We start from the raw sequence: 26,652 nt of genomic DNA on the forward strand, positions 1-26,652 counted from the left end.
TGAGAGTCCCCTGATCCTTGAGACGTGAAACGCTCCCCTGGTCCGGCCACGTCCCTGGCCGGCAGCGCCGTTCGATTCTGCATGAATTTGCAGACCTAGGTTGACGATATGGTGACAGCGGCGCAGTGGCTGAGACCGCACCGGGCGCCTGCCAAGTGGTTCAAAGCTGAAGGAAGCGGGCTCGACGCTGAGGCCTGGGCGTGCCAATCGTGCATACGGATTTCTACGAGGCACCTGCGCACGTATCTCGCTGGCCCCGATCCCCTCAGGCAATCCCGCCAGGGCTGCAAGCAGCCAGCCAGGGCCGGCGATAGCCGTGGGCCAATACGCTTCGCCATCCGCCATCCGCCAATCCCGAATCCCGAATCCCGGCCGCTGCGTTACCCTGCGTGGCCCGATCTTCAGCGCGATGCCATGCCCGTCGACAAGAACCTGCGTGACCTGGAACCTGGCATCCACACCGACCTGGAGGGGCGGCTGACCTACGGCGGGTATCTGCGGCTGGATCAACTGCTGTCTGCGCAGCAGCCCCTGTCCGAGCCGGCGCATCACGATGAAATGCTGTTCATCATCCAGCACCAGACCTCCGAGCTGTGGCTGAAGCTGCTGGCGCACGAGTTGCGCGCGGCCATCGTGCATCTGCAGCGCGACGAAGTCTGGCAATGCCGCAAGGTGCTGGCGCGCAGCAAGCAGGTCCTGCGGCAACTGACCGAGCAGTGGTCGGTGCTGGAAACGCTCACCCCGAGCGAATACATGGGGTTTCGCGACGTGCTGGGGCCGTCGTCGGGCTTCCAGTCGCTGCAATACCGCTACATCGAGTTCCTGCTCGGCAACAAGAACCCGCAGATGCTGCAGGTGTTCGCCTACGACCCGCACGGCCAGGCGCGGCTGCGTGAGGCGCTGGAAGCACCCAGCCTGTACGAGGAGTTCCTGCGCTATCTGGCGCGCTTCGGTCACGCGATTCCGCAGCACTACCAGGCCCGCGACTGGACCGCCGCACACGTGGCCGACGACAGCCTGCGGCCGGTGTTCGAGCGCATCTACGAAAACACCGACCGCTACTGGCGCGAGTACGCGCTGTGCGAGGACCTGGTGGATGTGGAAACCCAGTTCCAGCTGTGGCGCTTCCGCCACATGCGCACGGTGATGCGGGTGATCGGCTTCAAGCGCGGCACCGGCGGCTCCAGCGGCGTCGGCTTCCTGCAGCAGGCGCTGGCGCTGACGTTCTTCCCGGAACTGTTCGACGTGCGCACCTCGGTGGGCGTGGACGGCCGCCCCCCGCAAGGCGCCCCGGACGCCGCGCAGGGCTGAGCAAGGCCAGGCATGCGCAAGGGCAAGGCAAGCGCACGCAAGCGCGTGTGCTTTCGGAACAGGGCCGGCGCGATCTCACACCGGCCCGCGGTGCCCCAGCACGCGGCCAAATTCCGCCAACTCCACCCACGGCCATCAGGCAGCTGACTCCGGCGAATTTGACGCGTACATGACGTCTAAGTGATCCTCGCGCGTCGCCCGGGCTCGCCTCGGTGCACCCAGCCATCACTGAATACGCAAGGGACCTCTATGAGCGTTGACGCGACCGCGCCGACATCCGCCTCCACACCGCCGCAGCCGCCGGCGCCTCCCGAGTTCCCCACGTTGCTCGGCCACCCCCGGCCGTTGTGGCTGCTGTTCATGACCGAATTCTGGGAACGCTTTGCGTTCTACGGCATTCGCTGGGCGCTGGTGCTGTACATCGTGGCGCAGTTCTTCAATGGCGATGCCACCGGCCAGGCGCCGGCGGGGCGGACCTATGGCGCCTACCTGGCGCTGGTGTACGCGGCGGCGATCTTCGGCGGCTACGTGGCCGACCGCGTGCTCGGTTACCAGCGCTCCATCCTGGTCGGGGCGGCCGTCATGGCGACCGGCCTGTTCCTGATCGCCATTCCCGACCACACCATGTTCGAGATCGGCCTGGCCACCGTGGTGGTCGGCAACGGGCTGTTCAAACCGAACATTTCCACCATGGTCGGCAAGCTGTATTCGGTGGCCGATCCGCGCCGCGACAGCGGCTTCACCATCTTCTACATGGGCATCAACCTGGGCGCGATGATCTCGCCGGTGTTGACCCAGTTGCTGGCCGAAAAGGTCTTCGGCACTGAAGTCATGCCGTCCTACAAGATGGTGTTCATGGCTTCCGGCGTGGGCATGCTGATCAGCCTGGTGTGGTTCTGGTTCGGCCGCGTCCAGCTCAAGGGCATCGGCGCACCGGCGCCCAACGCGCAGGGCATGGGCCGCGTGCTGATGGTGCTGGTGGGCTGCCTGCTGGCGATTCCAGGCGTGTACTTCCTGCTCGCCGTCGGTGCGGACGTGTTGCAGATCGTGCTGACGGTGCTGTTCATCGGCCTGTCGGTGATGCTGCTGGTGGAAGGCATCCGTGAAGGCAAGGTACAGCGCGACAAGGTGATCGCGATGCTGATCATCTTCGCCTTCAACGTGCTGTTCTGGATGTTCTTCGAACAGGCCGGCAGCTCGTTCACCTTCCTGGCCGACAACATCGTCAACCGCAATTTCGGCAGCTGGACCTTCCCCACCGCGTGGTTCCAGTCGGTGAACTCCATCGCCATCATTGCGCTGGCACCGGTCATCGCGTGGATCTGGGTCAAGTCCGGCCGCTTCAATCCGTCGATTCCGCGCAAGTTCGGCCTGGGCCTGCTGTTCAACGGCCTGGCCTTCCTGCTGCTGATGTTTGCGCTGTCCAGCCTGGTCAACGACGCCGGCAAGATTCCGTTCTGGACCTTGTTCATGGTCTACGTCATCCAGTCGGTCGGCGAGCTGTGCCTGTCGCCGATCGGCCTGTCGATGGTGACCAAGCTGGCCCCGGTACGCCTGGTCGGTTTCGGCATGGGTGGCTGGTTTTTGTCCACCGGCATCGGCAACAACCTGTCGGGCATTTTCGCCGGCCATGTCAGCGGAAACGAAGGCATGAGCGTGTCCTCGGCGCTGGGTGGGTATACGTTCGGGTTCTGGGCGCTGGTGGGCGCCGGCGCGTTGCTGTTCCTGATCGCGCCGCTGATCAATAAATTGATGCATGGTGTGAAGTGAGGAGAACAGCGATGCCGATCAAACCCCTTGTCTGTGGCCTGCTGCTGACCGGTCTGTTGAGCGCCTGCGGGCAGACCAGCAGCCCGCAGGAGGCGCCCAAGCCGTTGGATACCTCGATGCAGAAGCCGCCCAGCGCCGATCCCAGCCAGCCGGTGTCTTCGGGCAACACGCCGACCGCGGCCGACATCGCCGCGGCCGCTGCGCTCAATGCGCAATACGACCCCTCGCGCGATCCGGCGGCCGATCTGGAGACGGCCAAGGTCGAGGCCAAGCGCGGCGGCAAGCGCATCGTGCTCAATGTCGGCAATGCCGCCTGTGAGCCCTGCAAGGCGCTGGACGAGTTGATGGGCGGCGATGCGGAGCTGCGCAGCTTCCGCGACGCGCACTTCGTGGTGGTCAAGGTCAACCGCGATGCAGCCAACGAGAACGCTGCCTTCCTGTCGGCGTTCGCCCAGCTCAACGACGCCCCGTCGCTGCTGGTGCTGGACAGCGACGGCAAGCTGCTGACCACGCAGTCCGGCCCGGAGTTGCGCAAGGGCGAGGGTTTCGACCGCAAGAAGCTGTTCGATTTCCTCAAGCAGTGGGCGCCACCGCAGGCCTGACGTTGCGCGAACACGTCACACAAAAACCCCCGCATTGCTGCGGGGATTTTTGTTTGCATCGTGCCGATGGCTATCGCCCGGCGCGAACTCAGCCTGTGACTTCCACGCGCGCAGCCCTGGCGCGATGTGATGAGGCCTTGCTGGCGACGGCGGCGCACACCGGCATGCGATGCCCTGCGTCAATGCGCGATTTGCGAGCCAGCGAACAGTCGTTTCCGAGCGCGCCGACAATCTATCGAAATCACGCGACAGCGCCGCGGCACGGCATCCAGGCCAGTGCTGCGCCAGCGCCATGCGCCAGCGCCGATTGCAACCGGATCCGATCCTGCGCGGCGCCAAGGCACCACGCACTGGCTCCCGGCGTAGCGCTGTTCAGTCCTTGCTGGCCATGCGCGGCAGCCCGTCCTTGGCCAGCCGGTCGATCAGCGTTTCCAGGACCTGCTGTTCTTCGGCGCTGAACACCGACATCAGCCGTTGTTCCATCTCGTTGACCAGCGGCGCGACGGTCTCGTAGACCTGCCGCCCGGCTGGCGACAACGCCAGCATCGAGCGGCGGCGATCGTCGCCATGGGTCTCGCGGCGGATGAAGCCGCGCTCCAGCAGGCGCGCCACGGCGCGGCTGACTGCCACCTTGTCCATCGCCGTGCGGTCGGAGACCTCGCTGGCCGAGGAACCCGGATACAGCGCCAGGATCGTGATCACCCGCCACTCGGGAATCGCCATGCCGTAACGATCGCCGTATACCTTGGCGATGTTGCTGCTGATCCGGTTGGACAGCACGCTCAGGCGATACGGCAGGAACTGCTCGAGGTTGAGCAGCACGGGATATTGCGGCGGATGCGGGCTGTCGAGATCGCTCATGTTGCACTGTGTCTTGATTTTGGTTTCATTTGCAACTACAAACCGAGGGTGGCCTGCGCATTCTCGCGGGTCTTCTGCTACTCCGCATAGCCCTGCGGCCCCCCAAGCGTGGAGAAACGAAGATGAGCGCACAACCGAACACCACTGCAACCCGCCCCGATCCTGGCATGCAGGTCACCACCTTCGACAATCCGATGGGCATCGACGGCTTCGAGTTCGTCGAATTCGCCGCACCGGCCGGCCAGGGGGAACAGCTGCACGATTATTTCCGCAAGATGGGCTTCAGCGCGGTGCTGCGTCACCGCAGCCGCCCCATTACCGTCTATCGCCAGGGCGGGGTCAACTTCCTGCTCAACGAAGATCCCGATTCGTTCGCTGCCGATTTCGCCGCCGCGCACGGCCCCTGCGCCTGCGGCTTTGCCATCCGCTTCCGCACCCCGTCCGAGACCGTGCTGCAGACGGTGCTGGGCAACGGCGGTGAAGCCGTGCAGAACAAGCCCGACACCCGCGCGGTTCCGGCGCCGGTGGTCAAGGGGATCGGCGATTGCATGCTGTACCTGGTGGACCGTTACGGTGAGGCCGGCAGTATCTACGACGCCGATTTCGAGCCGATCGACGGTGCCGACCAGCACCCGGCCGGCTTCGGACTGACCTTCATCGACCACCTGACCCACAACCTGTATTTCGGCAACATGCAGCGCTGGTCGGACTATTACGAGCGCCTGTTCAACTTCCGCGAGATCCGCTATTTCGACATCAAGGGCGCCAAGACCGGCCTGGTGTCCAAGGCGATGACTGCGCCGGACGGCATCGTGCGCATCCCGCTCAACGAATCCTCCGACCCTAAGAGCCAGATCAACGAGTATCTGGACGCGTATCAGGGCGAAGGCATCCAGCACATCGCCTGTTTTACCGACGACATCTATACCAGCGTGGAAAAGATGCGCGCCGCCGGCGTGAGTTTCCTGGATACGCCGGACACGTATTTCGATGTGGTGGACCTGCGCATCCCCGCGCATGGCGAAGATGTCGAACGCCTGCGCCGCAACAAGATCCTGATCGACGCCGACCCCGATACCAAGCAGCGCAAGCTGCTGCAGATCTTCACCACCAACTGCATCGGCCCGATCTTCTTCGAGATCATCCAGCGCAAGGGCAATGAAGGCTTTGGCGAAGGCAATTTCCAGGCGCTGTTCGAAAGCATCGAGCGCGATCAGATCAAGCGCGGGGTGCTTTGAGGGCGGGGATTGGGTATTGGTGATTCGGGATTCGGGATTGGGGATTCGCTTGGGGCAAGACCCTCGAGCGCCACCTCAGCAAGACCAGGCTGTCTGATAAGAAAAGCCCATGAAAACGGACGTGCTTGAAGCCCCTCTCCCCACGGGAGAGGGGTTGGGGTGAGGGTACGGTGGAGCGATGAAAATCAAACCGCCATTGCCTACCGTCACCCGTGCCCACGCCCGTGCATCGCGTCGCCACATGACCGAGGCAGAGCGTGCACTTTGGCGCCGTCCGCGTGGGAATCAGCTCCAAGGCTTCAAGTTCCGAAGGCAACATCCGATTGCACCGTACATCGCAGACTTTTGTTGCATTGAAGCTAAGGTGATTGTTGAGTTGGACGGATCGCAGCATCAGGCATCCTTCGATCAGGCAAGGACGCGGTGGCTTCAATCGAAAGGCTGGATCGTGCTGCGCTTTTGGAATAACGATGTGCTGCTTTCGCTGGATGCTGTGGTTGAGGCGATCTTCACGATAGTCGCGACGCCGTACCCTCACCCCAACCCCCCTCCCGGTGGGAGAGGGGCTTGAACATTGCGTTTCTCTAACATCGCACCTCCCTGCAACCATCGCACCTCCCTGCAACGGTGGTGCCGCAACCGAAGAGCCCATGCCCATGCATGACCAGACTTCCTACATGACCGGCTTCGGCAATGAGTTCGCAACCGAGGCGGTGGCCGGCAGTCTGCCGGTCGGGCAGAACTCACCGCAGCGCGTGCCGCATGGCCTGTACGCCGAGCAGTTGTCCGGCACCGCCTTCACCGCGCCACGCGGCGAGAACCGGCGCAGCTGGCTGTACCGCATTCGTCCGGCAGCGGTGCATGGGCGTTTCTCGCTGATCGAGCAGTCTCGGCTCCACAACGACTTCGGCGGCGGCCCGGTGCCGCCGGATCAGATGCGCTGGAGTCCGTTGCCGTTGCCGTTGCCGGCCACGCGCACCGATTTCGTCGATGGCCTGTACACCATGGCCGGCAATGGCAGCCCGGAGGCGATGACCGGCGTGGCCGTGCATCTGTATGCGGCCAACGCCTCCATGCGCGATCGTTTCTTCTACGACGCCGACGGCGAGCTGCTGCTGGTGCCGCAGCTTGGCCGGTTGCGGGTCTGCACCGAACTGGGCGTGCTTGAACTAGAGCCGCAACAGATCGGCGTGATACCGCGCGGTGTGCGTTTCCGGGTGGAACTGCTCGATAGTGAAGCGCGTGGCTACGTCTGCGAAAACTTCGGCGGCCTGCTGCGCCTGCCGGACCTGGGGCCGATCGGCGCCAATGGCCTGGCCAATCCGCGCGATTTCCAGACCCCTCGCGCCGCCTTCGAACAACGCGAAGGCAGGTTCGAACTGGTGGCCAAATTCCAGGGCCATCTCTGGCGTGCCGACATCGGTCACTCGCCGCTGGATGTCGTCGCCTGGCACGGCAATTACGCGCCTTATCGTTACGACCTGCGTCGCTTCAACACCATCGGCTCGATCAGTTTCGATCATCCCGATCCCAGCATCTTCACCGTGCTGACCTCGCCCAGCGACACGCACGGGACGGCGAACATGGATTTTGCGATTTTCCCGCCGCGTTGGCTGGTGGCACAGCACACCTTCCGCCCGCCGTGGTTCCATCGCAACGTCGCCAGCGAATTCATGGGCCTGGTGCATGGCGTCTACGATGCCAAGGCCGAAGGCTTCGCGCCCGGTGGCGCCTCGTTGCATAACTGCATGAGCGGGCACGGCCCGGATGCGGCCACCTTCGACAAGGCGTCACAGGCAGATCTCACGCGCCCGGACGTGATCGCCGACACCATGGCCTTCATGTTCGAAACGCGCGCGGTGTTGCGCCCTACGCAGCAGGCATTGAACGCCGCCCATCGGCAAGCCGATTACCAGCAGTGCTGGTCCGGATTGCGCGCTGCGTTTCAACCGCCGACAACGGAAGACGCAACCTAGCGCGCGGCCAAGACCTCGCAAGCAATTGGCAGATGGTGCGGACGATGCTCAGGCACACGGTGCCTGGAGTGGAGGGCGGCCGGATGCCTGCCCCGAGTACCAGCCGGCTGCACCTGGCGGCTGAGCGGCAGGTTGTCCGACGCTCCCAAGCCGGACTGCAGCTGCTCTGTCAGCGCGCCAGCGATATGATGCGAGCGGTGGGTGCGCGGGCTGCTGCCGTTGCGGTGATGCGGCGCTCGGCTCCAGCCCCTGCGCATGTTGAGCGACTCGGCACGAGCCGGTCGGCGCGCGCTGGCCACCACTGCCAGATCACGCGGATGTATCACGCGGCTTGCAAGGTCTCCGGCAGCAGCTCGCCGATCCGTGTACGGACACGTTCGGCGTAGCTCGCCGAGGTGATCTGCGGCAGCGCGTGCAACGCCTCGGCGATGGTCGTGCGGATCTGATCGTCGTCGCGCGCGGCGTGCAGTTGCCGATGCAGCGCAGCGGCAAGGGCATTGCGTTGCAACTGCAGGATATCGAGCAAATACAGGCGTGCATTGGTCGCTGCACGGCGACGCAGGCGCCGCAGCTCTTCTTCGCTGGGCCCTGCGTCCGGTAGGGCCACGGGTGCTTCGTGCACATCGGGCAGCGCGGCAGTGGCTGCCGTGCGCGTTTGACCCGCAGCACCGCCTGCAGCGGGTCCAAGATCCAGATACCCCATCGCGCACAGGCTCTGCACCAAGCCTGTGCCGTCGCCGCCCAGCAGCATGGCGAGCGTGGCCAGATCGCGCTGGCCGTCGGCCAGGATCAACGCGCGCCGTTGCAGCAGCGTCAGCGGGCTGCGGTGCGATTGCAACGTGGTTAGGGCGAGCTCGGTCTTGCGTGGGATCATGGCGGCGGTCCTGCGAAGCCAATAGCGTGACGCCCGCCAATGAAGCGCCGATGACATGGCGGCGACGGTGTGTGGCCACGCTCTGCACATGGTCGCGATGGTGGCTGTGTACGCTGTACTGCAACTCTAGGAAACGCGCAGATGACATCCAGACTATTGGGCCTGATGAGCGCATTGCTCGTACTGACCAGCTGCAACCGCGCCGACCAATCGCCCGCGCCGGCCGCGCCCGCCAACGCCGAGCACGCACCGGTTGCGGCCGCTGACGACCAACCGGCGGCCACTGTCCCGCCGGCCACGGCGCCAGCTGGCACATTTCCACCGCGCACCCAGCAGGACCCCGCTGCGCTTGCGCGCATGGATGGCTATGGCGATTTGCGCTTTGGGATGGATGCCAGCCAGGCGCGGGCTGCCTGGGGTGGCGATTTGCAGGGCGAGGCGGCACCCGATAATGGCTGTTACCTGCTGCGCCCACGGTGGGCCAGCGATGCGCGTCGCTTGGGCTTCATGTTCGAAGGCGGGCAACTGGTGCGCTTGCAGACCAACGAAGCGAAAGAGACGGCGCCGGGCGGCGGCAAGGTCGGCATGACATTGGCGCAGCTGCGTGCGTTGTACCCCGACGGCCTGACCGAGCAGCCGCATAAGTACATTCCAGGCGCGCTGACGCTGCGTCTCCCCGACGCTGCCACGCAGACCGCGCTGGTATTCGAGACCGATGCAGACGGCAAAGTCACCAGCTGGCGCGTGGGCAAGCCGCCGCAGGTGGATTACGTCGAAGGCTGCGGCTGACATGCAAGGTGCGATGGCGGTGTCGTCTTGCGCAGGCGTTTGTATCCTGCGCTAGCGGAGGGTGTGTCATTCCTGCTGCGGCCCATGCGTCGCGCCGGTTAGCGATGGTGGGCGGTCGCAGAATCGCTCTGCGCAACGGTGGCGCAGCGCCGCGCGTGGTTGTTGAGTCGCGCCACACTGCAGTTGCATGCCCATCCGTGGTTGGCGAACGCACGAAGTGAGCGCTCGTGAGTCGATGCCCCATGTGCCGGCGACCGGCTCAGCCAGTTGCGCCGTTGAGAAGGTTCTGAGCAGCAACCGGACCTGATCGGCAAACAATCCACGCCGGGCAGCAACGCCTTAGCCATCCTCGGACGCAGGCCCCGGATGCTGCTTCTCGGTTTCTTCGTTCTCGCCAAGATCGCCTTTGACCTGCGGCAATCCTTCCTGCTGCGCGTCGCCGTGGTTCGGTACTTCCGGGCGGTTTTCCATCATCAGCGACAGCGCTGCCTTGGCCATCAAGTGCGCGCTGATCGGTGCGGTGATGAACAGGAACACGGTGATCAGCAATTCGCGCGGCTGCGGGTCCACGCCGAGAAACAGATGGTAGCCCACCGAAGCCAGCAACACGCAGCCCACGCCCAGCGTGCTGGCCTTGGTCGGTGCATGCAGGCGCTTGAAAAAGTCCGACAGCTTCACCAGGCCGAAAGCGCCGATCAGGATGAAAAACGTGCCCGCCAGCAGCAAGGCGCTGAGCAAGTATTCGGTGAGGGCGATCATTCGACGATACTCCGCCGCAACACGTACTTGCTCAGTACCACGGTGCTGCCGAAGCCGAGCATCGCAATGACCAGGGCCGCCTCGAAATAGATCGGCGAATCCAGGTACATGCCCAGCAGCATCAATTCGGCAATGGAGGTGACCGAGAGTGTGTCCAGCGCCAGGATGCGGTCTGGCACGGTCGGCCCGCGCAGCAGCCGCCACAAGGCCATCAGGATGGCCAGGCCCACCGCATGCATGCAGATCACGATGGTCGATTCGATGAACATGTGGCCGGTCATGGAAAGATCTCCATCAGGGGCTTTTCGTAGCGGGTCTTGATCTCGGCAATCAAGGCCTGCGGATCGTCCAGATGCAGCACGTGCACCAGCAGATATTTGCGGTCGTCCGACAGCGCGGCCGAGACGGTCCCCGGGGTCAGCGTGATCATGCTGGTCAACGCGGCAATGCCGTGGATGTTGGCGATGTCCAGCGGCACCCAGATGAAACCGGGATGGATACGCGATTCTGGCCCGAGCACCTGCGCAGCGACCTTGATGTTGGAGCGCACGATGTCGCCCGCGGCCACCAGCAGCATGCGCGGCACCGAGCGCAGCGAGCCGATCTGTGCGAACTCGCGGTCCAGCCGCGCTGCAAAGATCGGTACCACCACGCCCAGCAGCATGCCCAGGACCCATTGCTGCGGGCCGAAGCTATCGCTGAGCAGCAGCCAGAACACGAAGACCGTCACGCTTAAGGGCGGCGAGGGAAACAGGCGGCGACGCAGTGGCAGACGCGTGTTCATGGCTGCCTCCGTTGCGGCGTGGTGGCGCGGACCTGGTCAACATACGCGCCGGGGTCGCGCAACTGCGCAGCGGCCGCATCGGTGTAATGCATCAGGGGACCTGCGGCGCCGGTCATCGCAACCAGCCCGCTCAGCAACAGCACCGTGGCGGCGGTCTCCACCGGACGCATGCGGCCACGCCGCGGCGGCTGCAGTTCCGGCGCATTTTCCGCCGCCGCCGGCACCCGCCAGAACAAGCGTACGCCGGCGCGGGTGAGGCCGATCACGATCAGCAGGCTACTGCCGAGCACCGCGATCCACACCGGCCCGACCAGCCCTTCAGGCACGTGTTGCAGCAATGCGGCCTTGGCCAGAAATCCGGAGAGTGGCGGCAACCCGGCCACCGCCACCGCGGCAATCATGAACATCGTGCCCGGAATGGCCCGCCCCGGCAGCGGCGCCACTACTTCCTTGCGGTCGCTGGCACTGCCGCGGCGACGGCGGATCAGGTCAGAGACCATGAACAACGCAGCGGCGACAAAGCTGCTGTGCGGCAGGTAATACAGCCCCGCGCCCAGTGCGCCGGCATCGTCCAGCGAAAACGCGATGAACAAGGTCGCTGCCGAAAACACCACCAGGTACGACACCATCACCCGCAGCCGCGATGCGGCCATCACCCCGAACGCGGCCATCAGCAGCGTCGCGATGCCCAGCCACAACAGCGCGTGGCGACCGAAGCCGTGCAGCGCGCCGGCACCGGCGCCGAACCACAACGACGATACCCGCAGCGCTGCGTACAACCCCACCTTGGTCATGATGGCGAACAATGCAGCCACCGCCGCCGGCGCACGCGAATAGGTTTCCGGTAGCCACAGATACAGCGGCAGCAGCGCGGCCTTGCTGCAGAACACCAGCAGCAACAAGCCCAGCGTGGCCCTTGCCAACGGCACGTCCTGCGCCGGCAGATCGGCAATGCGCTGCGACAGCTCGGCCATGTTGAGCGTGCCGAACACACCGAACAGCAGGCCCAGCGCAATCAGGAACAACGTCGACGCACACACGTTGAACACCACGTAATGCAGGCCCACCCGCATCTGCAACCCGCGCCCGCCGCTGAGCAGCAGGCCGTAGGAGGCGATGAGCATCACCTCGAAGAACACGAACAGGTTGAAGATGTCGCCGGTCAGGAATGCGCCGTTCAAGCCCATCAACTGGAACTGGAACAATGCATGGAAATGCGGTGCGCGCCGGTCCCAGCCTGCGCATGCATGTAGCAGGCACGCAGAGCCCAGGATCAAGGTCGTCAGCAGCATCCACGCCGACAAGCGGTCGCCCATCAGCACGATGCCGATGCGCGCCGGCCAGTCGCCGAGCAGATAGACCAGGATCTGGCCGTCGGCCGCGCGTGCGAACAGGGCGATGACCGCCGCGGCCAACAAGGCGATGCTGACCCACGCCACGCTGCGCTGCACGCGCGGCCCATAGCGACGGTGCTCGACGAACAACGATGCCGACGCGCCCAGCATCGGGATCAGGATGGGCAGGATCAGCAGATGGTTCATCGCCGGGCCTGCCGCGTATCCGTGCCGGTCGCGGCATCTTCGTGCGCATCCACATGGTCGCTGCCATTGTCGCTACGGCTGCGGATCGCCAGCACCAGGCTCACCGCTGTCATCGCAAACGCGATCACGATGGCGGTCAGCACCAAGGCCTGCGGGAGCGGATCGGTGTGATGCATCAGCTCGGCCGGCACGCCGTCGCGCAACACCGGCGGCTGGCCGCTGCGCAAGCGCCCACCGGCAAAGATCAGCAGGTTGGTCGCATACGACAGGAAGGTCATGCCCAGGATCACATCGAAGCTGCGCGCGCGCAGCAGCAGATAGATCGCCAGTGCGGTGAGGACGCCGATCGCGCTTGCCACTGCCAATTCCATCAATGCTGCTCCGCGGTGCGTGTCGAACGTTGGGTGGGGTCGATCTCGCCGCGCTGCGAACTGCGCGTACGCGAGGGCTTGATCGTGCCCATCATCGACAGCATCAACATCGCCGCACCGAACACCACCAGGTACACGCCGGTATCGAAGCCCAGCGCACTGGCCAGTTCCAGCTCGCCCAATAGCGGCAGCGGAATTTCCAGATGTCCGCTGCTCAGGAACGGCAGCCCGAACACCAGCGAGCCGGCGCCGCTGACCAGCGCGCACAACAAGCCGATGCCGATCAGGCGGATGTAGTCGAAACCAAAGCGCGACTCCACCGAGGCCGTCCCCTGAATCACGTACTGCATCAGCAATGGCACCGCCAACACCAGCCCGGCAATGAAGCCGCCGCCCGGCGCGTTGTGCCCGCGCAGGAACAGGAACAGCGACACCGTCAATGTCAGCGGGAACATGATCTGCGCCAGATCGGCCGGCACCGGCAACTTGATCGGCGGCCCCGGCATGGTGCGCTCCGGTGCCATGCGCGCGCGGCGCAGCAAGGCGTGCACCACCAGCCCGGCGATGGCGAAGACGGTGATCTCGCCAAAGGTATCGAAGCCCCGGAAATCCACCAAAATTACGTTGACCACATTGCGCCCATACGCTTCGGGCAAGGCGCGCTGCAGCAGTTCGCCGGCGACCGAATGGCTGGGTTGCGTCATCAAGGTATACGCCAACGCCGCAAGACCGGCACCGCCGGCAATGGCAATTGCGGCATCACGCATCTTGCGCAGCCGCGCACGTTCGGGCAACGAGCGCTCGGGCAGGTAGTTCATCGCCAGCAGCATCAGCACCAGCGTGACCATTTCCACCAGCAACTGCGTCAGCGCCAGATCCGGCGCCGACAAGAACACGAACGTCAGGCTGACCGCCAGCCCGGTGCCGCCGAGCACCAGCACCGCCAACAGGCGCTGCTTGTACAGGAACAGGCTGCCCAGGGCGCATGCGATCATCAACAGCCACACCATCCACCCCAGCGCCGGCATTGGCATGGGTGCAGGCCATTGCGGCAATGCACCGCCTTGCAGGAACGGCACCAGCGCCACCACGACCGCGCTTAGCACCAGCAGCATCAACATGCGCTGCAGGTTGCCGTTGGTGACGGCGTCGGTCATGCGTGCGGTGGCACTGAACAAGGCACGCAGGTTCCATTGGAACAGTGCCTTTCCCGGCGAACGGTTCTGGATTGCATACAGATCCAGCGTGCGGCGCAGCGCCACGTACAACAACGCACCGCCGACGATGCCGGCAACGCTCATCGCCAGCGGCAAATTGACGCCATGCCACAGCGCCAGGCTGTAGTCGGGCAGCCGGTCGCCCAAGATCGCGGTGGCACTGGCGCGCAATACGGGCGCCACTGTCCATGCCGGCACGATGCCCACCGCCACGCAGGTAAGTACCAGCACGTCGACCGGAATCCGCATCCAGCGCGGCGGCTCGTGCGGCGTGGTGTCCAGCGCGCGCGGGCCTTCGCCGAAGAACGTGTCGTGCACGAAGCGCAGGCTGTACGCCACGCCCAGCAGGCCGGCCAGCAGCGCAGCGGTGCTGGCCAGGATGCGCATTAGTTGCGGCGCTTCGGTATCCAGCGCAACCGCGAAGAACATTTCCTTCGACAAGAAGCCGTTGAGCAGCGGAATGCCGGCCATGGCCAGCGAAGCGGTGATGGCCAGCGCGCTGGTCACCGGCATCAACCGGCGCAGATTGCCCAGCTTGCGCATGTCGCGCGTGCCGGTCTCATGGTCGATGATGCCGGCGGCCATGAACAACGACGCTTTGAAGACCGCATGGTTGATGAGGTGAAACACGCCGGCCACCACCGCCATCGGCGTGGACAGGCCGAACAGCATCGTGATCAGGCCCAGATGCGAAATGGTCGAGTACGCCAGCACGCCCTTGAGATCGTGCTGAAAGATGGCGTGCCAGGCGCCCAACAGCACCGTGATCGCGCCGATGCTGGTCACCGTATAGAAAAACAGATCGGTACCGGCCAGCGCCGGATGCAAACGCGCCAGCAAAAATACGCCGGCCTTCACCATCGTGGCCGAATGCAGATACGCCGACACCGGCGTGGGCGCCGCCATTGCGTGCGGCAACCAGAAGTGGAACGGGAACTGCGCGCTCTTGGTGAAGATGCCCAGCAACACCAAGCCCAGCGCGTACGGATACAGCGGGCTGGCGCGGATCACATCGCCGGCGGCCAGGACGGCATCGAGCTGAAAACTGCCCACGATGCGGCCGATCATCAACACGCCGCCCAATAACGCCAGGCCGCCGCCGGCAGTCAGCACAAAGGCCATGCGTGCGCCTTCGCGCGCGTCCTTGCGGTGCGACCAGAAACCGATCAACAGGAACGAGCTGATGCTGGTGAGTTCCCAGAACACCATCAGCAAGAGCAGGTTGCCCGACAACACCATGCCGAGCATCGCGCCCATGAACAGCAAGAGATAGGCAAAAAAGCGCGACGCGCTATCGCGTGCGCTCAAATAGTAATGCGCGTACAGCACCACCAGCGCACCGATGCCCAGCACCAGCAGTGCGAACATCCAGGCCAGGCCATCGAGCCGCAGCGAAAACATCAGGCCAATCTGCGGCAGCCACGCGTGCTCGCTGGCAATCACCTCGCCGCGCAGCACCGCGGGCGTCAACAGCGCCAGCACCAGCAGCCCGGCCAACGGCGCGGCCGCAGCCAACCACGCAGTGATCGAACGGGAGGCGCGCCAGAGCAGCGCAGCGGCAGCGGCCATGACAAATGGCAGCGCCAGCAGAATTTCCAACGAGAAAGGCATGCAGGGAACACAAGATTCGCGAGCAGGCCCGAGAGCTTAACAAACCGTTGACTGACGTCCGCGTCAACGCCGCCAGCGCACATGGCCTGCCATCGGCCCCACTGGGCTGCACATCGCAATGCCGCACTCGCTATGCTGCAGGCATGCATGCATCGATAATTGCCCCGTGACTGCCGCCAATCCCGCTCCGTCCACCGCTGCATCTGCGCCGCGCGCCCTGGTCTTCGGCGGCAGCGGGCAAATCGGCGAGCGCTTGCTGACCCGCCTGCTGAGCAGCCGATGGCAGGTGACGGCGTGGTCGCGCCAGCCGCGCGCAGCGCGCTCCGGACTGGTCTGGCGGCAGGGCGATCTGGCTGTGCCGGCAGCTGCCGGCGAGGCGTTCGAGGTGATCTTCAGCTGTGGTCCGCTGGACCACTTCGCACGCTGGTATGCCGAAAACCCGGTGGTAGCGCCGCGTATCGTGGCGTTCGGTTCCACCAGCGTTGAGGTCAAGGAACACTCCATCGACGCGGCCGAGCGCGACGTGGCCCAGCGTCTGGCCACTGCCGAACAGGTGCTGTTTTCCGCCGCGCGTGCGCGTGGCGCTAGCGCCACCGTGCTGCGGCCGACCCTGGTCTACGGCGCGGGACGCGACAAAACCTTGACCCAGATCGCCGGGCTGGCGCAGCGCACCGGCGCGTTCGTACTGCCCGCCAACGCCACTGGCCTTCGCCAGCCCGTGCATGTGGAAGATCTGGCCAGCGCCGCTCTGGCGGTGGTTGGCCAGCCGGCCACCCAGCAGCGCAGTTATGCCGTGGGCGGCGGCGAAGTGCTGGCGTACACGCAGATGGTAGAGCGCGTACTGGAAGCGCTGCCACGGCCTGCACGTCTGTACCAGGTGCCGCCGAGCCTGTTCGGTCTTGCACTCACCGCAGCGCAACGCCTGGGCCGCCTGCGGGGCTTGAATGCCGCCGCGCTACAGCGCATGCGCGAGGACCTGGTATTCGATCTGGAGCCGGCACGCCGCGATTTCGGCTATGCGCCGCGTGCATTTCGCCCACTGCCCGAAGAGCTCGGGATCGGCGCGTGAGGCCTGGCTGGTCTGTCGGCGACGCTCAGTAACGCCAACCCAGCTGGCGATACGCCTTGGCCAGCACCCAGATCGGCCCGATCAGCAGATAGGTCAGATCGGTCAGGAAGCTCGGTTTGCGGCCTTCGATCTTGTGGCCGACGAACTGCGCAATCCACGCCAGCACGAACACCGTCAGCGCGGTGGTGAACAGGCCGCCAAGCCCGACGCGGCCTTCGATCAACCGGCACACACAGCCGAAGAAGAAAAAGATCCCCAGCATGCCCAGCCCCAGCGGGCGCGACAGCCGGTTGTAGTACGACCACGCCGCAAACATCGACAGCGCGGCCCACACGCCGCTGCTGAACCAGCTACCGCCGACCGGGATGCACCACAACAGCGCCACCACCGACCACAGGATGGCAGGCACCGCCAGCACGTGGATCTGCTGATTGGTCGCGTTTTGATGATCGTCGGAATAGCTGGCGAAATAGCGCTCGATCGGTCGCGCGGTCGTGGTGCTTTGGCTCATGTTCCCTCCCAGGAATGATCCAAGCATACGCGCGCGGATGGCGCCATGGCAGATGTGCCCTCGCCACGCCTTGGTGGCGTGGCGAGGGACGCACCGTCAGTTCACCGAGACCGCGCTCCACGCCGCCGCTACTGCGCGGTATTGCGTGGACGTGCTGCCGTACAGATCGGTGGCCGCGCTCAGCGTGGCCCGACGGGCCGCCGCGTAGTTGGTGGACGAGGTCATGTAGACCGTCAGTGCGCGATACCAGATGCGGCTGGCCGCGGCGCGGCCGATCGCGGTGAGTGCCGTGGAGCCGCTGCAGACCAGACTGGTCGGGGTCAGGTTGTAGCTGGTGCCCGAGCCGAACCCGCTCGGCACCACCGCCCCTTCGGCCAGCAGATAGTAGAAGTGATTGGCCACGCCCGAGCTGTAGTGCACATTGAGCGAGCCCAGGCTGCTGCTGTAGCAATCGGGCGATTTGCCATCCAGGCTTGGCTTGAACATGTAACGCAACGCCAGTGTGCCGGTGCTGTTGTTGGGGATGATCTTCTCGCCAATCAGATAATTGCCCGGCTCGGCACTGTTTGCAGCGGAGTACTCCACCATGGTGCCCATGATGTCGGACGTGGCTTCATTCAAACCGCCCGATTCGCCCGAGTAGGTCAGCGCGGCGGTGCGGCTGGTTACACCGTGGGTCATCTCGTGGCCGGCCACATCCACCGACACCAGCGGCGTGAACGTGCTGCCGTCGCCATCGCCGAAGGTCATGCAGAAACAGCTGTCCTGCCAGAAGGCGTTGTTGTAGCGACTACCGTAATGCACCCGGCTCCGTGCACCGGCGCCATCGTTTGCAATGCCCGTGCGCGAATGCGTGGTGCGGTAATAGTCCCAGGTCAACGCCACGCCGTAATGCGCATCGACCGCTGCGGTGACCGTATCGCCGGTGGTGCCGCTGCCCCAGGCATTGTCGGCATCGGTGACCAGCGTGCCATTGCCGGAGGTGCTGTTGCGCATGTTGTAGGTCGCACCGCTGCCGCGACTGAGATCGGTCATTTCGTAGCTGGTGCTGCTGCAGCGCGTCGTGTTCACCGTCACGCTGCCCGCATACAACGAACGTCCTGTGCCAGCGGCGCTGGTGCCGCCGCTACATGCGGTATGCACGGTATCCCAGGATTCGAGGATGCGCTGGTTCACCGCATCGACGATGTAATGCATCTCGGTCGGTGTCTGGTCGGGTTTGACGCCGCTGTAAATTACCTCGTACACCAGGCGCGGCGCGCCCTGGCGTGCATACAGCGCCAGACTCGCACGCGGCGCGGCATCCTGCGCCACATCGAAGTGCGAACCGGCCACACGCAACGCGCTTGCCGCATCGATTCCCGGCACCAGGCTCGGACGCACCGTGGTGTCCATGGTCTGGCTCAATTCACGCATCACCCCGCGACGCGAGTGCACCACCACGTCGCCGCCGATCACCGGCAGGCCCTGATAGGTGCGATCGAAACGCACATGTTCGGTACCGTCAGCATCGACGATGCTGTCGCGTGCGATGAAGGCGTCGGCCGGCGCGCGATTGGCCAATGCAGACGCGTTGTTCCCCAATAACGATTGCGCGCGCGAAATAGCGGCATTTGCCGATACATCGGCAGCATTCGCGGCAGCAGAAAACGAGAGCGCGCAGCAGATTGCCGCGCCCAGGACATGGAATTGCATGACGACTCTCTCCAGAAAACGTGTAATGCAAAGACCGGCAGCCCCCCGACAGCCGGTCGCCGATGGCACCTTGGGTGCCGGCAGTTACGCTTGCACAGTCACGAAATGGACAGTAGTAAAAATTACGGATGTGTTGCGTTCTGTGCGCCCGGCCACTTTCCGCTGTGGCGCACATCGCAGAGGCGCAGCGGATGCATGGTGTCATTGGCCGCAGCGGCCAAGCATGCGCGCAATGCAGTGGTGTCAGGCAGGGTTGCGCCGTATCGTTGCGCCAGCGCGGGGTGTTGCGGTGTCCCATCACCACGCGCGCTGGCCGTTGAATGACGATCAGCTTGCGCGATGTGTCGTGACTCCCACGGTGCATGTGGAAACAAGAACGCCGGCCAATCTCCTGGCCGGCGTCTTCTTGATCTATCGCTGAAAGATCAGCGACCTCCCATCGCAACCTTCTGCTGTTCTTGCTGGGCCTGTTGCTGCTGCGAGTGACCAGCCAGCAACTGCGCGCTGGTTTGCTCAAGTGTCGGAGCAGGTTGGTTCAGGTCCACCGCCGCACGGAAGCCCGGCGTGGTGCCCATGACGAATGCCTTGCCGTCCTGCACTGTCACGTTCTGCAACTTGTCCGCGCTGTCGATCCCATTCTGCTTCGCCTGCAGCGTGACATGTGCCGCCGTCTCGTTGGAGATCATGCTCGGCAGCCTGCTGCGGATTGCGTTATGTAGCGCGTGGTCGGGATGCGATGCATCGTTGAGCGAAGGCCCTTTCGGCCCAGCAACCTGCGCCTCGCGGGTCTGCGCCGGTTGTGCAGCCAATGCTGCACGCGTATCGCGGCCGACAACACCGTCCTGCTGCAGCCCATGCTGCTTCTGGAACGCCACTACCGCCTCACGCGTGTTGTCGCCGAAGCGCCCGTCTTCGGCCAGGCGGTTGCCTTGTGCATCGCGTACACCGAGACGGTTGAGGTCCTGCTGCAGCTTGCCCACATCCTGACTGTTGTCGCCATGCCGCAGGGCACTTGTGCCGCTTGCCGGTGCTGCCTGCGTGTGGCGCGCACCCGCTTCGTGTTGGTGACCCTGATTCCAGAAGGTCTCGGGGCTGGTCAATTTGCCGTTGGCATCGCGCAATTGGTAATGCACATGCTGCGCATATTGGCTTGCGCCATTGGGCCCACGTCCCCCCATCGTGCCGATCGCGTCGCCTGCCGACAGCGTTTGCCCTTCTTTGACCTTGACGCCATCCAGATGCAGGATCTCGTGCGAGTTGCCTTGTGCATCGCGAATCTTGACGGTGCCGTAGCTTCCGCCGGCAAAGGTCACCGTTCCGGCGACCGGCGAATGCACGGTTGGATGCTGCAGATTGCGTCCTGCCTGACCGCCCTGATAATTGAAGTCGGTGCCGCCGTGGTCGCGCGCGCTGCGGTGCTCGCCGTAATGTCCGGTGATATGCGGCGCGGTGCCGTTCTGCGGCGGAAGCATGCGCTCCATGGTGGCCTGGAACGAATGCGCGTTCGAACCGGCATGCGGTGCTTGCGTCGGTGCCGAATGCTGCGCGGGCGCGACGGTCTGTCCGAGTTGACCGTGTTCGAGCTTGTGCATCACATCGGGCGTGAGGTCGCGCTGCCAGCGCGCGAAGCGGCTTTCGCGGTCAGCCAGTCCATTGGGCGGATCGCCGCCGTTGATCGCAACGCCTGCTGCATGCGCATCCTGCCTGGCCGCTTGCGGCACATTGTGCTGCCAGTACCAGGTTGCGATCCGCGACGCGTTTTCCGGTTGCGCGGCCAGTTCGGGGTGCGCGACCAGGTCGAGTTTCAGCGCTTCGCCGGCCTCGCGATACTGATCCTTGCCGGTGAGCTGGATGTAGCCGCGACCACGGTAAAGATAGCCATCGCCGGGCTCGTTGTTGCCCATGCGCCCGCCATACATCAATTCGGCGAGTTTCTCCGGCTGGCCGCGCAATGCCTCAAGGCGCGCTTCTTCCAGCGCCTCCGGTCCTTCGCGCAGTGCAGAACGCACTTTCGAGCTCACTTGCGAGGGGCCGCGGGTATAGCGGAACCCTTCTTCCAGGCGATTGAGTCCGCCCGATTCGTGGCCTACCTGGGCCATGAAATTCGCCAATTCGTTGGGCCGGGTGATTCCTGCTGCATAGGCTGCCTGCAGCAGCCCAGTTTCGCGATCGGTTGCCATGGTGTAACTCCTCATTTCTCAGCAACATGAAAAGACGGACCCATCCTTGTCCGCGTCAGCCATTACTTCCCTTTAATTTTGTTTCTGGGCTCCAGCCTCATCCAGCGCCGCGACTTTCTTGAGCGTGGCGGGGTCGAAGTCCTGGAACGTCACCGTCCCAAAATCCTTGTCGGTTAATTCCAGGGTGTTGTGTTGTTCGGTCTCGGTATCGGAAAGATCGCGCACGACCTTGTCCAGCAACCAGGTCTGCCTGTCTGCCGAATACTTGAACGTGAAGTCGTCGGCCCAGCGCTCGCGCGACCCGCCTGAGATGGAGATGGTGAATTGCCCGGGCTGGACGCGCGAAAACGCATACGGGTCGCCTGCCAGGCCGCCGCAGCGGGCACAGGGCACGATGCGATTATTTTCAGCGGCCTTTTGCAGGCTGCCATCGGCGTTCTGGGTCAGCAGCAGGACGCGACGTGGCTGCCCTTCGCCGAGCTTTTCGTTGCCGGTTGCCGGCGGAGAAATCACGACAAGTGCGTCCGAATGTCCGGCGCCAGTCAGGTCGCCGCGTTGGGTATCCAGCGCCTTCGATCCTGCTGGAACGAAGGAGTCGATCGTTGCCATGGGTACAGTCCCTTGTGTCGGTGTGGCAGGAGGTGTCGCGGCCGGTGCGGGTGGGCCGGCCGCGGCTGCGGGTGCATTGGCCGGCGTTTCAGGCGCATCGGCTGCCTGCGGACCGTTACACGCGGCAAGCGCTACTGCCAGCACGGGGATGAGCACTCTGAAGGGGGGCACGGCCGTCTCCTGATTTGGGTTTTTGCGTGGCGCGGTGTTGCCCGCGCCGTTACAGCGACTGGTCGTCGACCTTGACCAAGGTCCAGCATGGGCGCTGGGCGAAGTGGTAGACCTGTTGATCGCCGCTGTCAGGTGTACGCACCAGCACCTGGCGACCGCCTGCGTTCTCGGACACCACGACCTCGCGGCCCGCGGAGCGGGCCACGTCCAGGTTCGGGATAACCGGCCATTTGACGTCGGCTAGCGCAACCTCGCGAGTGACTGGCGCCGGTTCCGGCTGCGCATCCGGATCGATCCGGATCATGGTCAGCGGGTCGGCCGTGGCTTTCTCCTGGGCCGCGATGTCTGCACTGAAGCTTTTTAGAAATGCAGAGAAGTCGGCGGTGGGGCAGGTCGTCGGCTGAACGGGCGTGGCCGACGCCGTAGCAGGGGTTGAGGCGGCAGGCGCGGTACCCGCTGCCTCTGCTTTCGCCGCGGGCATTGCCGCGCCTGCTGGCTCTGCTTGCGGTTTGCAGGCAGCCAGCGCCAGGCTCAGTGCGAGGGCATGCAGAGATGTTCGTAAAAGGGCCAACGGATCCTCCTGATCGTATCGGGCGATGTGCGAGCGCGCAGGATGGTATCTGCGCATTGTGTGCAAATGCGTGAAGGCTTGCGGGGGCCAGAGTGCGGCGAGCCGGCCGGACGCGGCAGGCCCGCACCCTGGGAGCGTGACCGGAATGACGGTGGCCGATTGCTCAAACGATGCCAAGGCCGGTGAGTGTCCTCGACACGGGCCGGGTACCTCATCTGGATCCATTGCAGCAATCGTCATGCAGTGATGGATGGGATGCCTGCAAATCACCCGTTTGGTGCGTGCAACTAGATTCCGTTGGAAAATACTTCGAGTGCGTCCGCACCCACCCATCCTTGCGCGCAATTGCCAGTGGATTGTCCTGGTGCTGCCGCGTGGCAGCTCTCACTACTTTCAGGCTTGATCTGCTTAATCGGCCTGTCGCCATAGGTTTTGCACAATGCGTTGTTTTTGCACTTTGCAATGGTGTCCGCTGGAATTGCGGCCACGTAGTAATAACGCGGGTTTTGTCCGGCTCGGCCGATCGCCTGGACGCAGACGAGCTGGCCTTGGGCAAGATTGGCTGTAGCCGTTGCGCTGCTGCCGGTGACGGGAACGGCATCCAATAGATCTGCTCCGTTCGCCTGGGCGACGCCGGCGAAGAAGCCCTTATCGCCACAATCGGGCAAAAACTCCACATCGTAAAAATCACGCGTGTCGACATTGCCTGCTGTGCATCCTGTTGCATCCGTGCAGGTTGCGCCAGCGGCCTGTATCAGCGCGGCTAGTCTGGCGTTGACCTGCAATGCTGCGGGTGCGTTGTTCTTCGCAGGTGCTACCGGTGCTGATGAGGGAACGGCGTGGGGTGCAGATTCGCCGGGAGTGCAGGCGCTCAGTGCGAGCGCTAGACCTGGAATTAGTGCGCTGCGCAAGGCAGGCAGCACGCGACACAAGTGACTTGACATGGTCATTGCGGCCTTGCTGGGCAAGAGAACACACCATCGCAGTGGGCGCGGTGGGGATACTGGTGGGCGAGTGTGTGCGATAGCCGTCATGAAGCTTCACGCTTGATCACCAACCTGGGCTTCAGTCGGTAGTCGAGAAATCGAAACGCCGAGAATGTCGGCGCTCTCAGGCATAGGCGTCTGCGTACTTCGCCGCCTCGCCCCTTTCACCGGGCGCGTGCAATCAATCCACCGAAATATCCGCCAGCCGCTGCAGCGCTTCGGCATATTTCGCACGCGTGCGATCGATGACGTCGGCCGGCAGGCGCGGGCCGGGCGCGGTCTTGCCCCAGTCCAGGCTTTCCAGATAATCGCGCACAAACTGCTTGTCGTAGCTCGGCGGGCTGGTGCCCGGTTCGTATTGGTCGGCCGGCCAATAACGCGAGGAATCCGGAGTCAGCATCTCGTCCATGATGTACAGGCGGCCATCGGCATCGGTACCGAATTCGAACTTGGTATCGGCCAGTAATATGCCGCGTTCGGCAGCAAAATCGGCTGCGAACCGGTAGATGCGCAAGGTGGCATCGCGCACGCGTTCGGCCAGCTCGGCGCCGACCGTCTTGACCATTGCATCGAAGTCGATGTTTTCGTCGTGGTCGCCAACCGCTGCCTTGGTCGAAGGAGTGAAAATCGGCTCGGGCAGTTTCTCGGCCTGACGCAAGCCGTCGGGCAATTCGATGCCGCTGATCTTGCCGGTGCGCTGGTAATCCTTCCAGCCGCTGCCGATCACATAGCCGCGGGCGATGGCTTCCACCGGCACCGGCTTGAGCTTGCGCGTGACCACGGCGCGTTTGGCGTACAAGGCCGGATCGACACCCTCGGGCAATACCTGCTCCACGCGGATGTCCACCAGGTGGTTGGGCATCAGGTGTTCGGTCTTGTGAAACCAGAAGTTGGATACCTGGCACAGCATCTCGCCCTTGCCGGGAATCGGGTCGGGCAGCACCACGTCGAACGCGGACAGGCGGTCGGTGGCCACCATCAACAGATAGTCGCCCGGGGGCGCATCGGCGGGCAGGCGGTCGCGGGGAAGATCGAAGACATCGCGGACCTTGCCACGGTGACGCAACGGCAGGCCGGGCAGATCGGATTGCAACAGCGTGGTCGACACAGGCACTCCTAAGGACGTCGCTATGACGCTGTCCCCGGGACCCGGCGGGCCCGCGGGTAGGCAGCGGGCCGCGTAGTGTACGGCGCTTCGCCGCCTCCCGCAGAATTTATTGGAGGCCCGCGCGGTGGGGCTTGTGCAGGAGCCGTCAGCCAGGCTGGGCGGGCGTTCGGGTAAGATCGCCAGCCCGCCTCCCGCCCCCGATCGCCCCCATGTCCTGGTACGGAAAACTGCTCGGCGCATTGGCCGGTGCCTTGCTGTTTCGCGGGGCGCCGGTGGTGGGGCTGCTGATCGGGCTGGCGATCGGCCACGCGGTCGACGCCGGCTGGTTCAAACGGCGCGCGGAAAATCCGTACGAGGCGCTGGGCCTGGAGCCGGACGCCACCACTGCCGAGATCGACCTGGCCTATCGCCGGCTGATGTCCCGCTACCACCCGGACAAGGTCGCCAACGCCGACCCGGAAGCCCGCCGCCAGGCCGAAAAGAAGGCCAGCCAGATCAACGCCGCCTACGACCGGATTCAACGGCAGCGCAAGCGCTGAAGCAAAGGCTCACGCCGAAAACCGCTGTGTTACGCAGTGCCGGGCGTCGACGCAGCGCGCTGTACATCGAAAGCCCCAGCGCCCAGCGGCATCCGGCTTTCCTCTCCGGGCCACGGTTGCGACAATGGCGCTCCTGCATTTTTCCGAGCTGCCCATGCAACCGACGGCGATCGCCCCGTCCATCCTGTCCGCCGATTTCGCCCGTCTGGGCGAGGAAGTGAACAACGTCCTCAAGGCTGGTGCCGACTGGGTGCACTTCGACGTGATGGACAACCACTACGTGCCCAACCTCACCATCGGCCCCATGGTGTGCCAGGCGCTGCGCAAGCACGGCATCACCGCCCCGATCGACGTGCACCTGATGGTCGAGCCGGTGGACCGCATCGTGCCGGATTTCGCCGAAGCCGGTGCCACCACCATCAGCTTCCACCCCGAAGCCAGCCGCCACGTGCACCGCACGATCCAGCTGATCAAGTCGCATGGCTGCCAGGCCGGACTGGTGCTCAATCCGGCCACGCCGGTGGACATCCTGGATTGGGTGCTGCCCGAGCTGGACCTGGTATTGGTGATGTCGGTCAACCCGGGCTTTGGCGGGCAGGCCTTCATCCCGTCCGCACTGGACAAGCTGCGCGCCCTCCGCCGCAAGATCGACGCGACGGGCAAGCCGATCCGGCTGGAGATCGATGGCGGGGTCAAGGCCGACAACATCGGTGCGATTGCCGCGGCCGGCGCCGACACCTTCGTCGCCGGCTCGGCCATTTTCAATGCGCCCGACTATGCGCAGGTGATTGCGCAGATGCGCGCGGCGGTGGATGCGGTGCGATGAGCCGGCCCGCGCCGCAGATCCGCAGCGCCACGCCTGAGGATGTGCCGCTGCTGCATGAACTCATCACCGCGCTGGCGGTGTACGAGCGCGAGCCGGACGCAGTCAAGGCCGGCCTGGAGGAGTTGCGCGCCAGTCTGTTCGGCGACGGCGCCACCGCGCATGCGCTGATCTGCGAGCAGGACGGTCAGGCGCTGGGATTTGCGGTGTATTTCTTCAACTACTCCACCTGGCTCGGCCGCAACGGCCTGTACCTGGAAGACCTGTTCGTCCGGCCGGAAGCGCGCGGCAAGGGTGCGGGCCTTGCACTGTTGCGGCACCTGGCGCAGCTGGCCGTGCAGCGTGGCTGCGGGCGGTTCGAATGGTCGGTGCTGGACTGGAACCAGCCGGCCATCGACTTCTACAAGGCGGTCGGTGCGCGCCCGATGGACGGCTGGACCGTGTACCGGCTCGACGGCGAACGGTTGGCCGCGTTTGCGGCAGGCGACTGAGCCGGGCACGCCGCGCAATCCAGCCTCATGCAAAAGGAAGGCCGCCCCCATCGGGGCGGCCTTCAAGAAAATTGGAGGCTGATCCTGCCTCCGCCCGTCGTCCCTGCTATGGCCTTCCACTCTCCGGGTCATCGATGACACCGCAATGACAGTGCGCAGCCAGCGCCTATTCACGATCTGCCCATTGGCCCGCTG

Annotated in this window: 26 protein-coding genes; 11 read left to right on the plus strand and 15 right to left on the minus strand. The window is 64.5% G+C overall.

Annotated features, from left to right (window positions below; genetic code table 11):
- Positions 1 to 414: 414 nt before the first annotated feature.
- The 3 genes from ACCQ15_RS02290 to ACCQ15_RS02300 all read left to right on the plus strand — a co-directional run bounded on the left by ACCQ15_RS02290 (position 415) and on the right by ACCQ15_RS02300 (position 3,683).
- Entirely contained in the window at positions 415 to 1,311 is an 897-nt protein-coding gene (locus ACCQ15_RS02290) for a tryptophan 2,3-dioxygenase (protein WP_008575535.1), read from the plus strand.
- Positions 1,312 to 1,560: 249 nt separating this feature from the next.
- Positions 1,561 to 3,081 carry a peptide MFS transporter gene (locus ACCQ15_RS02295; protein WP_011346143.1) on the plus strand — a complete coding sequence of 507 codons (1,521 nt, stop codon included), beginning with the start codon at positions 1,561 to 1,563 and terminating at the stop codon, positions 3,079 to 3,081.
- Between the two features lie 11 nt (positions 3,082 to 3,092).
- Positions 3,093 to 3,683: a thioredoxin family protein gene (locus ACCQ15_RS02300; protein WP_008575538.1), complete on the plus strand. Its 591-nt coding sequence runs from the start codon at positions 3,093 to 3,095 to the stop codon at positions 3,681 to 3,683.
- A gap of 372 nt (positions 3,684 to 4,055) precedes the next feature.
- On the opposite strand, the gene ACCQ15_RS02305 is transcribed toward ACCQ15_RS02300, so the two are convergent.
- Positions 4,056 to 4,544 carry a MarR family winged helix-turn-helix transcriptional regulator gene (locus ACCQ15_RS02305; protein ID WP_008575539.1) on the minus strand — a complete coding sequence of 163 codons (489 nt, stop codon included), beginning with the start codon at positions 4,542 to 4,544 and terminating at the stop codon, positions 4,056 to 4,058.
- A 122-nt stretch (positions 4,545 to 4,666) separates the two neighbouring features.
- Here ACCQ15_RS02305 and hppD point away from each other — a divergent pair, with 122 nt between their 5' ends.
- The 3 genes from hppD to hmgA all read left to right on the plus strand — a co-directional run bounded on the left by hppD (position 4,667) and on the right by hmgA (position 7,758).
- Positions 4,667 to 5,782, plus strand: a complete 1,116-nt coding sequence (hppD, locus tag ACCQ15_RS02310; RefSeq protein WP_008575541.1) for a 4-hydroxyphenylpyruvate dioxygenase — start codon at positions 4,667 to 4,669, stop codon at positions 5,780 to 5,782.
- Positions 5,783 to 5,960: 178 nt separating this feature from the next.
- On the plus strand, positions 5,961 to 6,353 hold the full coding sequence (locus ACCQ15_RS02315) for an endonuclease domain-containing protein (RefSeq protein WP_011346146.1): 393 nt from the start codon (positions 5,961 to 5,963) through the stop codon (positions 6,351 to 6,353).
- Positions 6,354 to 6,438: 85 nt separating this feature from the next.
- Positions 6,439 to 7,758 (plus strand): homogentisate 1,2-dioxygenase, encoded by a 1,320-nt coding sequence (gene hmgA, locus ACCQ15_RS02320; protein ID WP_372381168.1) that lies wholly within the window; start codon positions 6,439 to 6,441, stop codon positions 7,756 to 7,758.
- A 322-nt stretch (positions 7,759 to 8,080) separates the two neighbouring features.
- Here the strand turns inward: hmgA and ACCQ15_RS02325 are convergent, their stop codons facing one another.
- Positions 8,081 to 8,632: a hypothetical protein gene (locus ACCQ15_RS02325; RefSeq protein WP_008575544.1), complete on the minus strand. Its 552-nt coding sequence runs from the start codon at positions 8,630 to 8,632 to the stop codon at positions 8,081 to 8,083.
- A 165-nt stretch (positions 8,633 to 8,797) separates the two neighbouring features.
- Here ACCQ15_RS02325 and ACCQ15_RS02330 point away from each other — a divergent pair, with 165 nt between their 5' ends.
- Complete coding sequence (locus ACCQ15_RS02330; RefSeq protein ID WP_041469981.1) at positions 8,798 to 9,421, plus strand: hypothetical protein; 624 nt, start codon at positions 8,798 to 8,800, stop codon at positions 9,419 to 9,421.
- Between the two features lie 339 nt (positions 9,422 to 9,760).
- Here ACCQ15_RS02330 and ACCQ15_RS02335 read toward each other — a convergent pair whose 3' ends face one another.
- The 6 genes from ACCQ15_RS02335 to ACCQ15_RS02360 are packed head-to-tail and all read right to left on the minus strand — an operon-like array spanning position 9,761 to position 15,704.
- The gene (locus ACCQ15_RS02335; protein WP_184422754.1) at positions 9,761 to 10,180 is read right to left on the minus strand and encodes a Na+/H+ antiporter subunit G; all 420 of its coding nucleotides are present in this window, start codon (positions 10,178 to 10,180) and stop codon (positions 9,761 to 9,763) included.
- Positions 10,177 to 10,461 carry a K+/H+ antiporter subunit F gene (locus tag ACCQ15_RS02340; RefSeq protein WP_218492454.1) on the minus strand — a complete coding sequence of 95 codons (285 nt, stop codon included), beginning with the start codon at positions 10,459 to 10,461 and terminating at the stop codon, positions 10,177 to 10,179. The genes ACCQ15_RS02335 and ACCQ15_RS02340 overlap by 4 nt, the downstream gene beginning before the upstream one ends.
- Positions 10,458 to 10,964, minus strand: a complete 507-nt coding sequence (locus tag ACCQ15_RS02345) for a Na+/H+ antiporter subunit E (protein WP_008575552.1) — start codon at positions 10,962 to 10,964, stop codon at positions 10,458 to 10,460. Before ACCQ15_RS02345 ends, ACCQ15_RS02340 begins: the two co-directional genes overlap by 4 nt.
- Positions 10,961 to 12,505 (minus strand): monovalent cation/H+ antiporter subunit D, encoded by a 1,545-nt coding sequence (locus ACCQ15_RS02350; protein WP_372381169.1) that lies wholly within the window; start codon positions 12,503 to 12,505, stop codon positions 10,961 to 10,963. Before ACCQ15_RS02350 ends, ACCQ15_RS02345 begins: the two co-directional genes overlap by 4 nt.
- Entirely contained in the window at positions 12,502 to 12,876 is a 375-nt protein-coding gene (locus tag ACCQ15_RS02355) for a Na+/H+ antiporter subunit C (protein ID WP_122273372.1), read from the minus strand. The genes ACCQ15_RS02350 and ACCQ15_RS02355 overlap by 4 nt, the downstream gene beginning before the upstream one ends.
- Positions 12,876 to 15,704 carry a monovalent cation/H+ antiporter subunit A gene (locus tag ACCQ15_RS02360; RefSeq protein ID WP_372381170.1) on the minus strand — a complete coding sequence of 943 codons (2,829 nt, stop codon included), beginning with the start codon at positions 15,702 to 15,704 and terminating at the stop codon, positions 12,876 to 12,878. The genes ACCQ15_RS02355 and ACCQ15_RS02360 overlap by 1 nt, the downstream gene beginning before the upstream one ends.
- Before the next feature lie 166 nt (positions 15,705 to 15,870).
- Here ACCQ15_RS02360 and ACCQ15_RS02365 point away from each other — a divergent pair, with 166 nt between their 5' ends.
- Positions 15,871 to 16,773 (plus strand): NAD-dependent epimerase/dehydratase family protein, encoded by a 903-nt coding sequence (locus ACCQ15_RS02365; RefSeq protein ID WP_372381171.1) that lies wholly within the window; start codon positions 15,871 to 15,873, stop codon positions 16,771 to 16,773.
- Between the two features lie 25 nt (positions 16,774 to 16,798).
- On the opposite strand, the gene ACCQ15_RS02370 is transcribed toward ACCQ15_RS02365, so the two are convergent.
- The 7 genes from ACCQ15_RS02370 to ACCQ15_RS02400 all read right to left on the minus strand — a co-directional run bounded on the left by ACCQ15_RS02370 (position 16,799) and on the right by ACCQ15_RS02400 (position 24,604).
- A complete protein-coding gene (locus tag ACCQ15_RS02370; protein WP_014089180.1) occupies positions 16,799 to 17,284 on the minus strand; it encodes an Mpo1 family 2-hydroxy fatty acid dioxygenase in 486 nt (161 codons plus the stop codon).
- A gap of 96 nt (positions 17,285 to 17,380) precedes the next feature.
- Positions 17,381 to 18,979: a M4 family metallopeptidase gene (locus ACCQ15_RS02375; protein ID WP_218555303.1), complete on the minus strand. Its 1,599-nt coding sequence runs from the start codon at positions 18,977 to 18,979 to the stop codon at positions 17,381 to 17,383.
- A gap of 425 nt (positions 18,980 to 19,404) precedes the next feature.
- Positions 19,405 to 21,159 carry a peptidoglycan-binding protein gene (locus tag ACCQ15_RS02380; RefSeq protein WP_218489629.1) on the minus strand — a complete coding sequence of 585 codons (1,755 nt, stop codon included), beginning with the start codon at positions 21,157 to 21,159 and terminating at the stop codon, positions 19,405 to 19,407.
- Between the two features lie 72 nt (positions 21,160 to 21,231).
- Complete coding sequence (locus tag ACCQ15_RS02385) at positions 21,232 to 21,768, minus strand: hypothetical protein (protein ID WP_109291291.1); 537 nt, start codon at positions 21,766 to 21,768, stop codon at positions 21,232 to 21,234.
- Positions 21,769 to 21,988: 220 nt separating this feature from the next.
- A complete protein-coding gene (locus tag ACCQ15_RS02390; protein ID WP_506187849.1) occupies positions 21,989 to 22,567 on the minus strand; it encodes a hypothetical protein in 579 nt (192 codons plus the stop codon).
- Positions 22,568 to 22,797: 230 nt separating this feature from the next.
- Entirely contained in the window at positions 22,798 to 23,460 is a 663-nt protein-coding gene (locus ACCQ15_RS02395; RefSeq protein WP_080505873.1) for a hypothetical protein, read from the minus strand.
- A gap of 217 nt (positions 23,461 to 23,677) precedes the next feature.
- The gene (locus ACCQ15_RS02400) at positions 23,678 to 24,604 is read right to left on the minus strand and encodes a phosphoribosylaminoimidazolesuccinocarboxamide synthase (protein ID WP_303401090.1); all 927 of its coding nucleotides are present in this window, start codon (positions 24,602 to 24,604) and stop codon (positions 23,678 to 23,680) included.
- Positions 24,605 to 24,813: 209 nt separating this feature from the next.
- On the opposite strand from ACCQ15_RS02400, the gene ACCQ15_RS02405 reads away from it, so the two are divergent.
- The 3 genes from ACCQ15_RS02405 (at position 24,814) to ACCQ15_RS02415 (ending at position 26,457) form a co-directional block, all read left to right on the plus strand.
- Complete coding sequence (locus ACCQ15_RS02405) at positions 24,814 to 25,143, plus strand: J domain-containing protein (protein ID WP_014089186.1); 330 nt, start codon at positions 24,814 to 24,816, stop codon at positions 25,141 to 25,143.
- A gap of 124 nt (positions 25,144 to 25,267) precedes the next feature.
- Entirely contained in the window at positions 25,268 to 25,969 is a 702-nt protein-coding gene (gene rpe / locus ACCQ15_RS02410) for a ribulose-phosphate 3-epimerase (RefSeq protein WP_170922805.1), read from the plus strand.
- Entirely contained in the window at positions 25,966 to 26,457 is a 492-nt protein-coding gene (locus ACCQ15_RS02415; protein WP_057681082.1) for a GNAT family N-acetyltransferase, read from the plus strand. Before rpe ends, ACCQ15_RS02415 begins: the two co-directional genes overlap by 4 nt.
- Positions 26,458 to 26,652: the final 195 nt, after the last annotated feature.

This window comes from Xanthomonas sp. NCPPB 1754, assembly GCF_041475725.2.
Classification (GTDB): Bacteria; Pseudomonadota; Gammaproteobacteria; order Xanthomonadales; family Xanthomonadaceae; genus Xanthomonas; species Xanthomonas euvesicatoria.